Origin of the sequence: Arenibaculum sp., from assembly GCF_035998295.1 — a bacterium.
In the GTDB taxonomy this organism is placed as follows: domain Bacteria; phylum Pseudomonadota; class Alphaproteobacteria; order Azospirillales; family Azospirillaceae; genus DASYHS01.
Map to the genome: position 1 here is coordinate 1 of NZ_DASYHS010000224.1, position 15200 is coordinate 15200.

Genomic DNA, 15200 nt, shown 5'->3' on the forward strand with positions numbered 1-15200 from the left:
GTCGTCGCGGTGACGACGCTGAGCACGCTGGCCATGATCGCCTATCCCTGGATCGCGCTGTCGTTCGGCCTGTCGGACCGCGAGGTCGGGATCTTCCTGGGAGGGGCGATCCACGACGTCGCGCAGGTGGTCGGGGCGGGATACTCCGTCAGCACCGAGGCCGGCGACGTGGCGACGGTGACCAAGCTCCTGCGCGTCGCGCTGCTGGCGCCGATCGCCCTGCTTCTGGCCGCCGCCTTCTCGACCGGCGTGAAGGGGCGGTCCCTGCGCATGGTCCCGCCCTTCCTCGTGGGCTTCGCGGCGCTGGTCCTGCTCACCAGCGCCGGGGCCGTTCCGGACGGGGTCCGGACGGCCCTTTCCGCCGCCGCGGCATGGTGCCTGACGACGGCCATGGTGGCCTTCGGCATCAGGACGACCATCGGCGGGCTGCTCGCCGTCGGCCCGCGCGCGGCGATCCTGGTGGTGGCGGAAACGGTGCTGCTGGCCTCGTGGCTGCTGGTATGGATGGGGTTCCCGGGGCCGTGACTACCGGGCGGCCCGGCTAAGTCGCGTTCCTGACCTGCTCGACGCACTGGTCCTTGCCGCACATGCGGATCACGCGATGCGGCGAGGAATGCCTGGCGACCGTCCAGTTGATGTGCGGCATCGCCAAGGTCACGGCCTGGATGCGGTTGGACGCGCCCAGCTTGCGCGAGGCGTTCTGTATGTGGAAGAACACGGTCCGCTCGGAGATGCCCAGGATCTTGGAGATCTCCCAGCTCGTCTTGCCCTCCGCGCACCAGGCGATGCACTCCATCTCCCTGCCGGTCAGTTCCTGGCCGTCCGCCGACCGCTTCGGCACGACCGTGCGGGTCGCCGCCTCGAAGACGTAGCCGCTCAACAACTGGTTGTACGGCATCGACCGCTCCAGCCTCGGCCGGCTGTCCTCCAACTCCTGCTCGCAACTCAGGCTCAGCATTCCCCAGGCCCCGCCGGAGCCGTGGATGGGAAAGCTGACGCCGGAATGCAGCCCGAAGCCGCGCGCCTCCTCGATGAAGGAGGTGGTCTGCTGATCGCGCGGGGCGGGGTCGGAGTTCGCTTCCGTCCACCACAGCGTCGGCGTGACGCGGGTGCGGCAGTGGCGCGCGGCGGGATCGATCTGGGCGTAGTCGAGCTGCTCGTAGAGCTTGCACCATTGCTCTGGCAGGTTGCTGACGACGACTGTCGTCGCACCCGGCAAAGTTGGATAGCTTGCGAAGAAAAAGAAATTATCGATATAGGAGCAGAACGTGAGGTACTCCAAAGCCTCATAGAGATCCGCGAGATTATCGACATTTTTTAACAAATATATTGCGTGCTTTATGTCGTGCTTGGATTTCCGGTAGGTCGCAATGGATTCCAGCATTTGCGTCATGATCAGCTCTCCCTGTCGCCCTCGGCGCACGCAGGCCGGTTATTTATTCCGTCGGCATTTCCGCTACATTTCGCGAGAACCACGAACGCGGAGCATGGCGGGTTATTCGGACATGCGTTCGCATGCCCAAGAAAAGGCAAATAAAACGGCCACCAACATCGGAACAGCTCTTGTCATATTAGGATCTGCCGGGAAGCCTAACCCCATTCAATAGTTCACAACACCTGTTAACAACGACAGGTGTACCCAACTTATCCGGTAGAGATTAGCTCTCACCTAGATGAATGCTCCAGAATGCATAATATCGAGCACAACTCTTGCCTCCCGGTTAGGAAGGCATTCGCTTTAATTCACAAGAATACTCTAGGATGCGGGCGCGAGGCGCGGTCGTTGTTTTCAGACCGGAAAGTCGCGCGGGACGAGCATCGACGTTCGCGGGGAACGGACGCGTCCGGATCGGGCGGCGGCAGCGGCAGGGGCCGCGCCCGATCGGGTCCAGGATGCCGTCAGACCGGCAGCATGGTCGTGAACTTCACGCATTTCAGGGCGAAGCTGGAATTGACCGAGCCGACGCCCGGCATGTGCACCAGCACCTTCTTCAGGAAGATCTCGTAGTCGGCGACGCTCGCCATCACGATGCGCAGCAGGAAGTCCGCCTCGCCGCTCATCGAGAAGCACTCCACGATCTCCGGCCGCGACCGGGCCGCCTCCTCGAACGATTCCAGCGTGTCCTCGTCGTGCGCCTTCATGCGGATATGCGCGAAGACCGCGATCGGCAGGCCCAGGGCGTCCGCGTCCAGGAGCACCGCACGCCCCTTGATCACCCCGCCCTCCTCCAGCTTCTTCAGGCGGCGCCAGCACGGGGTGTGGGACAGGCCGACCCGCTCGGCCAGCGCATGGATCGCGATGTCGGGTTCCGCCTGGATTATCCTGATGATCTTGCGGTCGAAGGCGTCGATTGCCAATTTCATCCTCTTGCACGGGCGTGAATTAGGACGACATCCTATTCCTGGTGGCAAACCCTGGCAATTTGGCAAACACATTCCTTCGGAAAGGTGCGAGCGTTGCCGACCCTGCCGCACCCGCAGGTTCGGCCTGATTCAGCGAAGCCGGAGTTCAATCTTGCAGAACCTGTCGAAGCCTCGCCTGCACATCCCGGTCCCCGCCGCCCGGCCCGGCGACACGCCCGATTTCAGCCGCCTCGAGATCCCCGAGGCGGGAAGCGTGCGCCGGCCGGACACGGCCTCGGACCCCGCCGAAATGCGCGACCTGGCCTACGACCTGATCCGCGTGCTCGACTTCGATCACCGGGCGGTCGGGCCGTGGGACCCGCGGCTCGATCCCGAGACGCTGCGCAGGGCGCTGCGGCTGATGGTGCTGGACCGCGCCTTCGAGGAGCGCATGCACCAGGCGCAGCGCCAGGGCAAGACGTCGTTCTTCATGCGCGGGCTGGGCGAGGAGGCGATCGGCATCGCCCACGCCATGGCGCTGTCGGACGAGGACATGTGCTTCACGTCGTACCGCCAGCAGGGCCTGCTGATCGCGCGCGGCTGCCCGCTGATCGACATGATGAACCAGGTCTACAACAACGCCGCCGACAAGCTGCACGGGCTGCAGGTGCCCCTGCACTACTCGTTCCCGGAATTCGGCTATTTCGCGATGTCGGGCAACCTGGCGACGCAGGTCCCGCAGGCCGTCGGCTGGGCGATGGCGGCGGCCTATTCCGGCGACGACAGGATCGCGGCCACCTTCCTCGGCGACGGCGCGACCGCGGAGGGCGACTTCTATACCGGCCTGCTGTTCGCGAGCGTCTACCGCGCGCCGGTGATCATCAGCGTCTCGAACAACCAGTGGGCCATCTCGTGCTTCGCCGGCATCGCCGGCGGCGAGCGGACGACCTTCGCCGCCCGCGGGGTCGGCGTCGGGCTGCCGTCGCTGCGCGTGGACGGCAACGACTTCCTGGCGGTCTACGCGGCCGTGCAGTGGGCGGCCGAGCGCGCGCGCAGCAATCACGGCGCGACCTTGATCGAGTTCGTGACGTACCGCGCGCACGGGCATTCGACCAGCGACGATCCCACGCGCTACCGCCCCGCGGACGAGTTCGCGGCATGGCCGCTTGGCGATCCGCTCCAGCGGCTGAAGGGGCATCTGGTCGCGCTGGACGAATGGAGCGAGGAGCGCCACCAGGCTTACGAGCAGGAGGCCAAGGACGAGGTCAGGGCGCTGCAGCGCGAGGCGGAAGCGATCGGCACGCTCCACACCGGCACGAAGCCCAGCGCGCGCGCGATGTTCGACCACGTGTTCGAGGAGTCCGACTGGCGGCACCGGCGCCAGCGCCAGGAGATGGGTATCTGACCATGGCCAACATGAACATGATCCAGGCGCTCAACTCCGCCATGGACGTGATGATCGAGCGCGACCCCAAGGTCCTGGTCTTCGGCGAGGACGCGGGATATTTCGGCGGCGTCTTCCGCGTGACCGACGGCCTGCAGAAGAAGCACGGCATGACGCGGTGCTTCGACACGCCCATCTCCGAAGGGGGCATCGTGGCCGCCGGCATCGGCATGGCCGTCTACGGCCTGCGCCCGGTGCTGGAGATCCAGTTCGTCGACTACATCTTCCCGGCCTACGACCAGCTCGTCTCGGAGGCGGCCAAGATCCGCTGGCGCTCGGCGGGCGGCTACACCGTCCCTATCACCGTGCGCACGCCCTATGGCGGCGGCATCTTCGGCGGCCAGACCCACAGCCAGAGCCCGGAATCGCTGTTCACCCACATAGCCGGGCTGAAGACCGTGATCCCGTCGACGCCCTACGACGCCAAGGGCCTGCTGATCAGCGCCATCGAGATGAACGATCCCGTGATCTTCCTCGAGCCGAAGCGCCTCTACAACGGGCCGTTCAACGGCCATCACGACCAGCCGGTGGTCCCGTGGTCGAAGCATCCCGCGAGCGACGTGCCGGAAGGCTACTACACCATCCCGCTGGGCAAGGCCGCGACCGTGCGCGAGGGCGACGCGGTGACGGTCCTGTGCTACGGCACCATGGTGCATGTGGCGGTGACCGCCGCCGAGGAAAGCGGGATCGACGCCGAGGTGATCGACCTGCGGACCCTGGTGCCGCTCGACCTCGAGGCCATCGTGGCGTCGGTGAAGAAGACGGGACGGTGCCTGGTCGTGCACGAGGCGCCCGAGACCAGCGGCTACGGCGCGGAACTCGCGACGCTGGTCCAGAAGCACTGCTTCTACCATCTGGAAGCACCCGTCGAGCGCGTCTGCGGCTACGACACGCCCTACCCGCACGCGTTCGAATGGGACTACTTCATCGGCCCCGACCGCGTCGCCGCCGGGATGCGCCTGACCCTGGAGCGGTGACCGCCGGCCGGAAGCGGGGGCCCGGGGGCACGCCGGCCCCCTGGTACCCCGAGCCGGAGCCTACAGCTTCTTCTCGAACCAGTGATGGGCGTAGGGCTCGTCGTTGAAGGCCTCGACCTCGCGGTATCCCGACTTCCGGTAGAGCGCCTGCGCCTCCGCCAGCGTCCGGTTGGTCTCGAGGTGGAGCGTCGTGATGCCGAACTCCCGCGCCATGGCCTCGAGCGTCTCGAGCACCTTGCGCGCGACGCCGCGCCCGCGCGCGGACCTGTCGGTCCACATCCGCTTGATCTCGGCGGTCGTCCGGTCCTTGCGCTTGAGCGCGCCGCACCCGACGGGGCGGCCGTCCAGCCTGGCGACGACGAAGAAGCCCGCCGGGGGAGTGATCTCCTCGTCCCGGGCGGGATTGCTCCTGGCGGGATCGAAGCCGGTTTCGAACCGCTCCGCGAGCTCGCGGAAATACGCATCCAGGCACCAGCGCCCGTCGGCGCTGGTCGGCGCCTCCAGGTTCACTTCGACGGCAGTGTCGCGGACCGGTCGGTCGACCTCAGCCCTCATGGTATCCTCCGTGCGGTCGCACTGCGCCGCGGCCGGCGGCGCCGATGTTGGGGAACTCCCGCTCGCTCCGCGCGAGCGCCTCGCTCTTCGCGCGCGGCAGGAAGAGGCGCGACAGCGGCATCACGAGCGCGGTGCTGATGACGGCCATCAGCGTCAGCGCCGAGAACGCGGTGATCGAGATGATGCCGTATTCGAGCAGAACCGTCAGGACGACCACCTCCATCAGGCCCTTGGTCTGCACCAGGGTGCCGAGGCAGAGCGCGGACGACCATTTCTCTCCGAAGAAGACGGCCGTGAGCGCCGTCCCGCCGACCTTGCCGACCACGCCCAGGACCGTCGTCACCACCAGGATCTCGAGGAAGACGGAAGAGGACGGGTCGATCTGGGTGCGCAGCCCGGTCAGCATGAAGAAGAAGGGCATCAGGACGGCGATCGTCATGACCTCCAGCCGGTCCAGGATCGGCTGGCGCAGCTCGCGCGGGATGATCGCGCCGGCGAGAAAGGCTCCGAAGATGTAGTGCAGCCCGAGAATCTCCGTGACCACGGCCGACCCGATGGCGACGGCGCCGACCACCACCAGGGCCGCCTCCCCCATGGTGCCGTCGTGCATGAGGGCCGACACCACCCGCGCGAGAAGCGGCCTCACCACCTGCACCATGACCAGAAAGTAGACCGGCAGCGCCAGGAGGGGCAAGAGGATGCCGAGCTGGGTCGGCACGCCCCCCGCCACCACCGTCATCAGGCCGCCCAGCAGGAGCCACAGCGCGGCGTCGTTGGCGGCGGCGATGCCCAGGGCGACGCCGGCGATCCTCTGGCCCAGCAGGCCCATCTCGCGCAGGATGGCGCCCAGGACCGGAAGCGCCGTGACGCCCAGGCAGATGCCGATGGCCGCGGCGAACACGAACAGGTCGCCCCGCGCCCCGAGCGTCTCGGGATGGCGGGTGCCGATGTAGAGGCCGGCCAGCACCCCGAGGCCGGTCGGGATCACGACGCTCGCCGCCGCGATCGCGGCGAAGGCGCCGCCCCTTCCGCGGAAGCTGTCGGTATCGAAGTGCAGGCCGGTGATGAAGCCGAAGAAGAGCACCGCGATGGACGCGGCCCCCGCGAGCGGGCGCAGGGTGTCGGGATTGAACAGCATGCCGTACGCCTCCGGCGCGAACCGCCCGAACAGGGAGGGGCCGAGGGCGATCCCGAGCAGGATCTGGATCACGACGATCGGCACCATGCCGCTCAGTCGCAACGCGCGTGAAAGGGCGAACGGGACGGTTATGATCACAAAGGCCTGAAGAAGGAAGATCAGGTCGGCCGTCATGCTGCCTCACCGGTGATTTGCGCAGGAACGGAAAGCGGTTTTCCTCCGTGAAGTCCGGAGGAAGGAGAAAGCCCGGTCGCGCGGCAGCCGCGACCGGGCCCCGTTCACGCGGGCATCAGCGGTCCGTGGCGTCCGTCGGGGCGTCCGTCGGGGCGTCCGTCGTCAGGGCGTCCGTTCGGGCGCCCGTCTTCGGGTCGAGCTGTCGCGTCGCTCCCGGGCTTCGTCCCAATTGGGGCCTTCATGGCCTGGTTGCGGCGGATGTCCGCGGACCTAGTCCATGAGGCCCAATCCCTTCATGAATTCGCGCGTCCGGGCATGGTCGCTCGCGTGGTGCGCGCCGTATGCCGGGTCCGCCTTCTCGTCGACGTCGATGAAGAACTCGGGCGTCACGTCCTCGTCCATCAGGATCCGCCGGGCGGTACGCGCGATCGCGCCGGCGGCGATCGAGACCGTGCCGGCGAGCTGGGAGATGCCGGGCCACTCGCTCTTGCAGGCCCGGTCGAAGCTGTCGGCGAACCTGTGGGGGAGATGGTCGACGTCGATGATGCTGAGGAGGCTCTCGACATAGTCGAGCGGCCGGGCGAGCCTGCGCTCCATGTCCGCGATCCGGCCGTGGAAGGCGGGATACGAGCCGTCGCGGTCGTAGCGCTCCGAGCCGATCTGGACCAGCCCGTCCCCGATGTCCATCATCCACACGACCGGCACGCGGTGCCGGCGGCAGGCCTCGCGCACGGCGATCTTCGCCTCGATGCTGTCCATCGCGTCGATCAGGACGTCCGGCTTGCTCCCCTCCCGGAAAAGCTCGCCGTCGCTGCCGGGGCCGTATCCGTTCGGGGCCACGACGACCTCGGCGAACGGATCGATGTCCCAGATCTTCTCGGCGACGATGTCGGTCTTGTCGACGCCGACCCGCGACAGCGACGATGCCAGGCGGTTCAGGTTCGAACACGCGAGCTTGTCGAAGTCGGTCAGGTAGAAGCGCGTCACGCCTTCCATCGCCAGCGTGGTGGCGCACATCCCGCCCACGCTGAGCCCGGCGACCGCGACCCGCGCCTGCCGGACACGCCCTTGCTCCTCGGCCGTGAACAGGCCGATGTTCCGGGACGTCCGGAGCAGGTACTGGTGCTCCGGCTCGAGCAGGTGCAGGAGCAGGCCGTTGGCGTAGAGAACCCAGCTGCCGGCGTCCTCCGGCTCGCGGCCGGCCAGGTACTCGCGCCGGAACTCCGCAAGACGCGCCTCCAGCCGTGCGGCGTCGAGCTTGTAGTGCGGGTTCAGCACCAGCATCCATTCCATGAGCAGCGGGTCGAACAGGTCCACCACCCGCCCCGCCGCCTCCCGGAACCGCGCGAGCCGGGCTCGCGCGTCCGGGTCCGCCGGAAGGATCACCTGCGGGGCGCCCGACGCGACCCCCCCGCCCTCCGGCTGCAGCGCGCCCAGAATGGACCGCTCCAGCATGCGTGCGTTCTCAACCATCCCTACGCCCCCTTTGCCTCGGTTCGCTCGTTTGTTTGTTTATTTGTTTGTTTATTTGTTTGTTTTGTTTGTTCGTTCGTCTGGTCGTGCCCGCGGCCGGCCGCTACTCGGCGGACTGCAGCTCGGCGGCCTGCCCCGCCCCGGCATAGCGGCTCTCGCGGTACGGCAGCCCGAAATGGTCCCTGAGCGTGGTGCCGGGCAGGACCGCATCGTGGTACCCGCGCGCCGCCAGCACCGGCAGCACGTGCTCGACGAAGTCGTCCAGCCCGAAGCCCACGACCGGGAAGCCCAGCATGAAGCCGTCGGACGCCCCGCCGTCGATCCAGCGGATCAGCTCGTCCGCGACCATCTCCCCGGTCCCGATCAGCCCTTCCGACGTGCCGATATGCACGCGCCGCGTCGCGGTCTCGAGCGCGGTCTCGCGCAGCGTCCAGCCACGCTCCTGGGCCAGCCGCCTGATGTTGTCGCTGGTCGAGCGGAAGCCGTCCTTGCCGGCCTCGCCCACGTCGGGGAAGGGGCCGTCGAGCGGATAGGCCGTGAAGTCGTGCTGCCCGAAGAAGTGGCTGAGATAGGCCAGCGCGTCCTCGATCGACATCAGGTCGCGGATCTCACGGGACTTCGCTTCCGCCTCCTCCGCGGTGGCGCCGACGATCGGGCCGATGCCGGGGAAGATCTTGACGTCGTCCGGGTGCCGGCCATGGGCCACGGCGCTGTCCTTGACCCGGCGGTAGAAGGTGCGGCACTCCTCGAAGGTCCCGCCGTTGGTGAACACGGCGTCGGCGTGCATGCCGGCGAGGCGGATGCCCTCGTCCGAGGACCCGGCCAGGAACACGACCGGCTGGCCCTGGGCCGAGCGCGCGATGTTGAGCGGGCCCTCGACCGAGAAGAAGCGGCCCTTGTGGTCCAGCCGGTGCATCTTGGCGGGATCGAAGAAGCGCCCGGTCGCGCGGTCGCGCATGAAGGCGTCGTCCTCCCAGCTGTCCCACAGCCCCTTGATCACCTCGAGATACTCCTCGGCGATCTCGTAGCGCAGGCTGTGGTCGGGATGGGCGCGGCTGTAGTTCTTGCCCGAGCCCTCCAGCGGCGAGGTCACGGCGTTCCATCCGGCCCGGCCGCCGCTCAGCGCGTCGATCGAGGCGAACTGCCGGGCGACCGTGAAGGGATCGCTGTAGGAGGTCGACATCGTGCCGACCAGCCCGATCTTCGAGGTCATCGTGGCCAGGGCCGACAGGAGCGCGATCGGCTCGAACCGGTTCAGGAAATGCGGGACCGACTTCTCGTTGATGTACAGCCCGTCGGCGATGAACGCGAAGTCGATGCCGGCCGCTTCGGCCTTGCGTGCCCTCTCGACGTAGAAGTCGAAGTTGACGCTGGCGTCGGCAGGCACGCTGGGGTGCTTCCAGGAGTTCATGTTGGTGCCTGCACCCTGCAGCATGACACCGAAATGTATGCGTCGCTTGCTCATGAAAAACGCTCCTTCAACACGGAGGAATCTCGACCCTCCCAAAAGATCGCCCGACCGGCGGAAACGATCGGACCAAGGATCTTAAGGGCGATTCCTCTTACGCCTGCACGCTTTCGGCATCCAGGCGGGCTTTCGGCCGGACATCCGTCGAGAGCGACAGTTCCGCGCACAGCGCCTGCAGTTGCGCGTCGTCGATGACCTTTTGCCTGTCGACGACGTCCTTGAACTTCTTGAACACCAGGTCCAGCTCGTCGCCGCCGACGCTGTAGCCCAGCTTCTCCAGCTTCGCGCGCAGCGCGTTGCGGCCGCTGTGCTTGCCGAGCACGAGGCGGCTTTCGTCCAGGCCCACGTCGGCGGCATCCATGATCTCGTAGGTCCGCCGGTTCTTGAGCATGCCGTCCTGGTGGATCCCCGCCTCGTGGGCGAAGGCATTGGCGCCCACGATCGCCTTGTTGGGCTGGACGAGCATGCCGGTCGACGCACTCACCATCCTGCTGGTCGGGCAGATCTCCTGGGTGGTGATGTTGGTATCCAGGTTGAACAGGGCCTTGCGCGTGCGCAGCGCCATCACCGTCTCGGCGAGGCAGGCGTTGCCGGCCCGCTCCCCGATGCCGTTGATGCTGACCTCGACCTGGCGCGCCCCGTTCGCGATCCCGGCCAGCGTGTTCGCGGTGGCCAGTCCCAGGTCGTCGTGGCAGTGGACGCTCCAGACGACGTCATCGGCCCTGGCAACGCGCTGGCGCAGGAAGCGGATCAGCGCGCCGTACTCGTCCGGCGTCGTGTAGCCGACCGTGTCCGGGATGTTGAGGGTCGTGGCGCCGGCGTCGATCACCGTCGTCAGCACCTCGGCCAGGTACTCGGGATCGCTGCGCGTCGCGTCCTCGGGGCTGAACTCGATGTCGTCGCACATCTTGCGCGCATGCGTCACCGCCTGGCGCGCCATCTCCAGCACCTCGGCGCGCGTCTTGCGCAGCTTGTATTCCAGGTGGATGTCGCTGGTGGCGAGCACGATATGGATGCGGGGATGCCTGGCGTCCCTGACGCCCCGCCACGCCTGGTCGATGTCGCCGCGGTTGGCCCGCGCCATCGCGGCGATGGTGGGCGGCTCGGCCGGCTCGCCGTGCTTGTCCGTGCGCGCGGTCCGCCCCACGCTGGCCGCGATCCGCTGCACCGCGCTGAGGTCACCCGGGCTGGACGCGGGGAACCCGGCCTCGATGATGTCGACCCCCAGGCGCGCCAGCTGATGCGCGATCTCCAGCTTCTCGTCCGCCGTCAGGGTAGCGCCGGGGCTCTGTTCGCCATCACGCAGAGTAGTGTCGAAGATACGCACCAGATCAGGCGCGTTGCGCAGCAGATCCATAGGTTTCCCCTGCATGTCGTCGGTCGGTGTGCCGTTGATGGTCGTCATCGCTATCCTCCATCACGCCTGTCGTCGCGAATGCTTCTGTCGCGCCAACTGTTCTTCAAGTTCGGTACGCACTTTGGCGAGCACGAGTTCTTCAACGCTGTGCAAGAAGAAGTGATTGCCGGGATAGTGGAAGAACTGGACCCCGCCGGTCGTCTCGGTCAGCCAGCCCTGCAGTCCCGCCTCGGTGACGAGGTCGTCCTTCTCGCCGATCAGCACCACGATCGGGCACTCCAGCGGGCGCTGCTCGGCGTATTCGTACAGCGCGGACACGGTCAGGTCGGCGCGCAGCCGCGGGAGCCACAGCTCGCGCAGCGACTCCTCGGCCAGGAGCGACTCCGGCGTGCCGCTGTAGTCGCGCACGGTGGCGATGAACTCGTCGTCGGGCAGCGTCTGGAGCCCGGCGTCCCGCCACCTGAAGGGCGGCGCGTTCCGGCCGGACGCGATCAGCAGCTCGGGCTGCGGCAGACCCCGCGCACGCAGGATCTGGATCACGTCGAAGCCGATGAGCACGCCCATGCTGTGGCCGAAGAACACGAAGGGCTTGCCCAGCAGCGGCAGCATGTCCTCGACGAGGGCCGCCGCGATCTGCTTCGAGTCCGTGAGCAGCGGCTCGGAGAACCGGTACTCGCGGCCGGGGAGCTGGACCGCCAGGACCTCCACCGTCTCGGGCAGGGCGTCCTGCCACGAGCGGAAGATCGAGGCCGTGGCGCCGGCGTAGTGGAAGCAGAACAGACGCATCCGGACACGCCCGGGGTCCTTGGCGCCGCCGACCAGCCACGGCGACGCCGGCTCCTGCAGAACCGCGGTCATGCGGTCACGCGCTCGGGCGCGGGTGCGTCGCCGGCCGCATCGGCGGCCATGTCGACGGCCATGTCGACGGGGGTCAGCCAGCCCCACTTGTCGGCGTGCGTGCCCCTGACGATGCCGAAGAACACGTCCTGGATCGCCTTGGTGACCGGGCCGCGCCCGCCGTTGCCGACCTGGAGCCTGTCCACCGAGCGGACCGGGCACACTTCGACCGCGGTGCCGGTGAAGAAGATCTCCTCGGCCGCATACAGCATCTCGCGCGGGATGGCCGTCTCGGTCACGGTGTAGCCGAGGTCCTTCGCGATCGTCTTGATGCAGCCGCGGGTGATGCCGCTCAGGATGCTGTTGCTGATCGGCGGCGTGAACAGCTCGTTCTTGTAGACGAGGAAGACGTTCTCGCCGCTGCCCTCGCTGACGTAGCCGTTGGCGTCGAGCGCGATGCCCTCCTGCAGGCCGTTGTCGTGCGCCTCCATGGCGATGGCCTGGCTGTTGACGTACTGCCCGCCGATCTTGGCGAGCGGAGTTCCGGCGCCGGGGCTGCCGCGCCGCCAGCTGCTGACCTGGACGTCCACGCCGTGCTCGAGCGCCTCCTCGCCCAGATAGGTCCCCCAGGGCACCGCCGCGAGGATGGCCTCGGCCGAGGACTTCCTGCCGTCGATGCCGATCGTGCCGGTGCCGCGGAAGACCAGCGGGCGGATATAGGCGCTGCGCTGGCGGTTGGCGCGCAGCGTCCGCGCCGCCGCGTCCATCCACTGCTCGACCGTGAACGGCGACGGGCAGCGGAGGACCTTGCAGCTGTACAGCAGCCGCTCGAAATGCTCGGGCCCGCAGAAGATGGCCGCCTTCTCGGCGACCTCGTACGCCCGAAGCCCCTCGTACACGCTGGTCCCGTAGTGGAGAGCATGGCTCAGCACGTGGACCTGGGCCTGGTCCCAGGGGCGCAGCTCTCCGTTCATCCAGATGTAGTCCGCTCGCATCAGACCGATCCCCCTTACATCACGCTGTATTTCTTGAAGGCGTCGACGACGCTTTGACCGTCCTCGATCGCGGCGCGCACTTTCCTTTCGAGCCGGTTCTTCTCGATCGCCCGGCTGACGATCTCCTCCTCGGCCTCGCGCGGGATGACGCAGACCCCGTCCCCGTCGCCGAAGATCAGATCGCCCGGCCTGATCCTCACCTCCCCGATCCTGATCGAGCAGCGGTAGTCCACGACGTTGTGGCGGCGCTGAAGGCCGTAGGCGTAGGTGCCGTGGGCGAAGGCCGGAATTCCCAGCGCCAGGATGGCGTTGGCGTCGCGGACATGGGCGTCGATCACCACGCCGGCCGCGCCCAGCTCGCGGGCGCGCAGGGTCAGCATGTCCCCCAGGCGCGCGGCCTGGATCGGCCCGCCGCTCGCGATGTAGACTTCGTTGGGACGGAGCGCCTCGATCGATTCGAACAGCAGCCCGAAGGGTCTGGCGTCGAACCGGTCCGGGCTGCCGTACGGGACCGGCGGGTCGTCCTGCACCGGCATCGCGCGCCCGACCATGACCATGTCGCCGCGCAGGGGCCGGATCTCGGGAGGCAGCATCGGGAAGCGGAAACCCAGCTGCTCCATCACGTCGCTCACGGGACAGGTCGCGAGCTCCGTCCGGATCAGCGCGAACAGTTCTTCGTCTTCATTCCACTGCGCCATATCTCCACCTTTATTCTCCGGCCGGAACGGGTCCGCGCGCCAGGTACGGATCGAGCTCGCGATTGATCCGCGCGACCACCGCCTCCTCCGCGTCGTGCAGGAAGAAGTGGCCGCCGGGAAAGCCGCAGCGGTCGACGCTGTGCCGCGTCTCGGCCTGCCAGGCCGCAAGCCCCTCGCTGTCCACCATGCCGTCCTCCAGGCCGTGGAAGACGACGATGCGGCAGTCCAGCGGCGCCTGCTCCTCGTAGCGGTAGGTCTCGTACACGGCGCCGTCGGCGCGGATGCGCGGCAGCAGCAGTTCCAGCAGCGCCGGGTTCTTCAAGACGACCTCCGGCGTTCCGTTGCAGCCGCGCAGGATCTCAATGAACTCTGGATCGGAGAGCGTGTGCCTGATCACCGGAGGCCTGACCTGCGGGCCGTTCTGGCCCGACACGACCAGCAGCCGTGGCTGGGGCAGCCCCCGCTGCCGGAGCACCCTGGCGAGATCGAAACAGATCGCCGCCCCCGAGCTGTGCCCGAAGAACGCGAAGGGCTTGTCCAGCAACGGGGGCAGCGCATCCGCCAGCGGCGTCGTGACGTGCTCCATGGAATGCAGGAGCGGCTCGTCAAGACGGTTCTCCCTGCCCGGCAACTGCACCGCCACCAGATCGACCCGATCGGACAACCATTTCGTCCAAGGCCGAAAGATGGAGCCGCCGCTGCCTGCGTAGTGAAAGCAGAACAAGCGGAACTCTGCGTCACGCCGTCTCTGCTCGGTGCAGAAGACGAACCAGGGAGAACTCGTGTCCACTTGGGCCTCGCGTTGCCGTTATGCGACCGAAGCCATCGCCGCCGACATCGGCATGCGAACGCGGTTGTGCTTGTAGCGGTCCTCGCCCTTCACCAGGATCGTGGAGTAGCGGTCCAGCGGCAGGGTCTCGCCGAAGTGGTGGAACGACTCCTGGCCCGAATACACCTTCACGTGGGTCGGGACGAAGCGGGTCGCCCAGCCGAAGCGCACGGAGTCCTTGCTGCTGTTCGGATTGGAACCGTGCATGCACCGCGAGGTGAAGATGAAGAACTGGCCCGGCTGGACTTCCATGTGGACCGCGTTCTTCTCTTCCGGCTTCCAGTTCGGATCGAGCTTCAGCTTCTCGTAGTCGTAGCCGTAGAAGCCGGACTTCGTGCCGTCATCGAGCTCGCGCTTGTTGAAGTTCTCCGGCTCGAACTTGATGTTGCGCTTCTCGTCGAAGTACCAGGTCCGGTGGCTCTTCGGCATCAGCTTGAGGCAGCCGTTCTCCTTGGTGGTCTTCGTCATCGCGATCCAGGCCGTCAGCTCCCACGGCCGGCCTTCCTCGGGCGCGGTCGGGACCAGCTTCTCGGTGCCTTCGAACTCGACGAAGCTCTCGGCCTGGTGCCAGTCGGTGCCTTCGTCACCGGGGTATTTCGGGAACCACTCCGTCCGCCAGCTCAGCACGTCCGGGCCGAGGATGCTCGAGACGCGGTCCACGATCTTCGGATGGCTGATGACCTTGTTCAGCTGCGGAAGGTCGAGGTGCCGGTCGTAGTTCAGCTTGCTGTTCGGGAACGGAGCGGTGCTCGTGTCCAGGAGGTCCATGCGGGTCTGTTCCCAGACCTCCGTCATCTCTTCCGGCTCGTACAGCGTGAACGGCCCGGCGAAGCCGTTCTGGTAGAAGAAGTCCTTCTCCGTCTCGGAGAGATGGAAGTTCTTTTGCATTTGAATTCTCCTGATTGCGACTAG

The 15200-nt window shown here is 67.2% G+C and carries 15 protein-coding genes; 3 read left to right on the plus strand and 12 right to left on the minus strand.

What is annotated here, in order from left to right:
* Positions 1–525 (plus strand): putative sulfate exporter family transporter (locus VGO20_RS21410; protein WP_327504414.1); only part of this gene is annotated, 525 nt, incomplete at its 5' end.
* Positions 526–541: 16 nt separating this feature from the next.
* Here VGO20_RS21410 and VGO20_RS21415 read toward each other — a convergent pair.
* The gene (locus VGO20_RS21415; protein ID WP_327504415.1) at positions 542–1393 is read right to left on the minus strand and encodes a LuxR family transcriptional regulator; all 852 of its coding nucleotides are present in this window, start codon (positions 1391–1393) and stop codon (positions 542–544) included.
* A gap of 506 nt (positions 1394–1899) precedes the next feature.
* The gene (locus VGO20_RS21420; RefSeq protein WP_327504416.1) at positions 1900–2364 is read right to left on the minus strand and encodes an Lrp/AsnC family transcriptional regulator; all 465 of its coding nucleotides are present in this window, start codon (positions 2362–2364) and stop codon (positions 1900–1902) included.
* Between the two features lie 151 nt (positions 2365–2515).
* Here VGO20_RS21420 and VGO20_RS21425 point away from each other — a divergent pair, with 151 nt between their 5' ends.
* Positions 2516–3748 (plus strand): thiamine pyrophosphate-dependent enzyme, encoded by a 1233-nt coding sequence (locus VGO20_RS21425; RefSeq protein WP_327504417.1) that lies wholly within the window; start codon positions 2516–2518, stop codon positions 3746–3748.
* Between the two features lie 2 nt (positions 3749–3750).
* Positions 3751–4764 carry an alpha-ketoacid dehydrogenase subunit beta gene (locus tag VGO20_RS21430; RefSeq protein WP_327504418.1) on the plus strand — a complete coding sequence of 338 codons (1014 nt, stop codon included), beginning with the start codon at positions 3751–3753 and terminating at the stop codon, positions 4762–4764.
* A gap of 60 nt (positions 4765–4824) precedes the next feature.
* Here the strand turns inward: VGO20_RS21430 and VGO20_RS21435 are convergent, their stop codons facing one another.
* From VGO20_RS21435 to VGO20_RS21480, 10 genes are all read right to left on the minus strand, one after another.
* Complete coding sequence (locus VGO20_RS21435; RefSeq protein WP_327504419.1) at positions 4825–5319, minus strand: GNAT family N-acetyltransferase; 495 nt, start codon at positions 5317–5319, stop codon at positions 4825–4827.
* Positions 5309–6631 (minus strand): cation:proton antiporter, encoded by a 1323-nt coding sequence (locus tag VGO20_RS21440; RefSeq protein ID WP_327504420.1) that lies wholly within the window; start codon positions 6629–6631, stop codon positions 5309–5311. Before VGO20_RS21440 ends, VGO20_RS21435 begins: the two co-directional genes overlap by 11 nt.
* A gap of 270 nt (positions 6632–6901) precedes the next feature.
* Complete coding sequence (locus VGO20_RS21445; RefSeq protein WP_327504421.1) at positions 6902–8104, minus strand: ThiF family adenylyltransferase; 1203 nt, start codon at positions 8102–8104, stop codon at positions 6902–6904.
* 103 nt (positions 8105–8207) lie between these two features.
* Entirely contained in the window at positions 8208–9569 is a 1362-nt protein-coding gene (locus VGO20_RS21450; protein ID WP_327504422.1) for an LLM class flavin-dependent oxidoreductase, read from the minus strand.
* A gap of 97 nt (positions 9570–9666) precedes the next feature.
* On the minus strand, positions 9667–10977 hold the full coding sequence (locus tag VGO20_RS21455; RefSeq protein ID WP_327504423.1) for a 2-isopropylmalate synthase: 1311 nt from the start codon (positions 10975–10977) through the stop codon (positions 9667–9669).
* Between the two features lie 12 nt (positions 10978–10989).
* Positions 10990–11787 (minus strand): thioesterase II family protein, encoded by a 798-nt coding sequence (locus VGO20_RS21460; RefSeq protein WP_327504424.1) that lies wholly within the window; start codon positions 11785–11787, stop codon positions 10990–10992.
* The gene (locus tag VGO20_RS21465) at positions 11784–12761 is read right to left on the minus strand and encodes a branched-chain amino acid transaminase (protein WP_327504425.1); all 978 of its coding nucleotides are present in this window, start codon (positions 12759–12761) and stop codon (positions 11784–11786) included. The genes VGO20_RS21460 and VGO20_RS21465 overlap by 4 nt, the downstream gene beginning before the upstream one ends.
* Before the next feature lie 14 nt (positions 12762–12775).
* Positions 12776–13459, minus strand: coding sequence for an RraA family protein (locus tag VGO20_RS21470; protein WP_327504426.1), 684 nt, complete (start codon positions 13457–13459; stop codon positions 12776–12778).
* A 10-nt stretch (positions 13460–13469) separates the two neighbouring features.
* Positions 13470–14249: a thioesterase II family protein gene (locus tag VGO20_RS21475; protein ID WP_327504427.1), complete on the minus strand. Its 780-nt coding sequence runs from the start codon at positions 14247–14249 to the stop codon at positions 13470–13472.
* Between the two features lie 18 nt (positions 14250–14267).
* Entirely contained in the window at positions 14268–15176 is a 909-nt protein-coding gene (locus tag VGO20_RS21480; protein WP_327504428.1) for a chlorinating enzyme, read from the minus strand.
* Positions 15177–15200 lie beyond the last annotated feature (24 nt).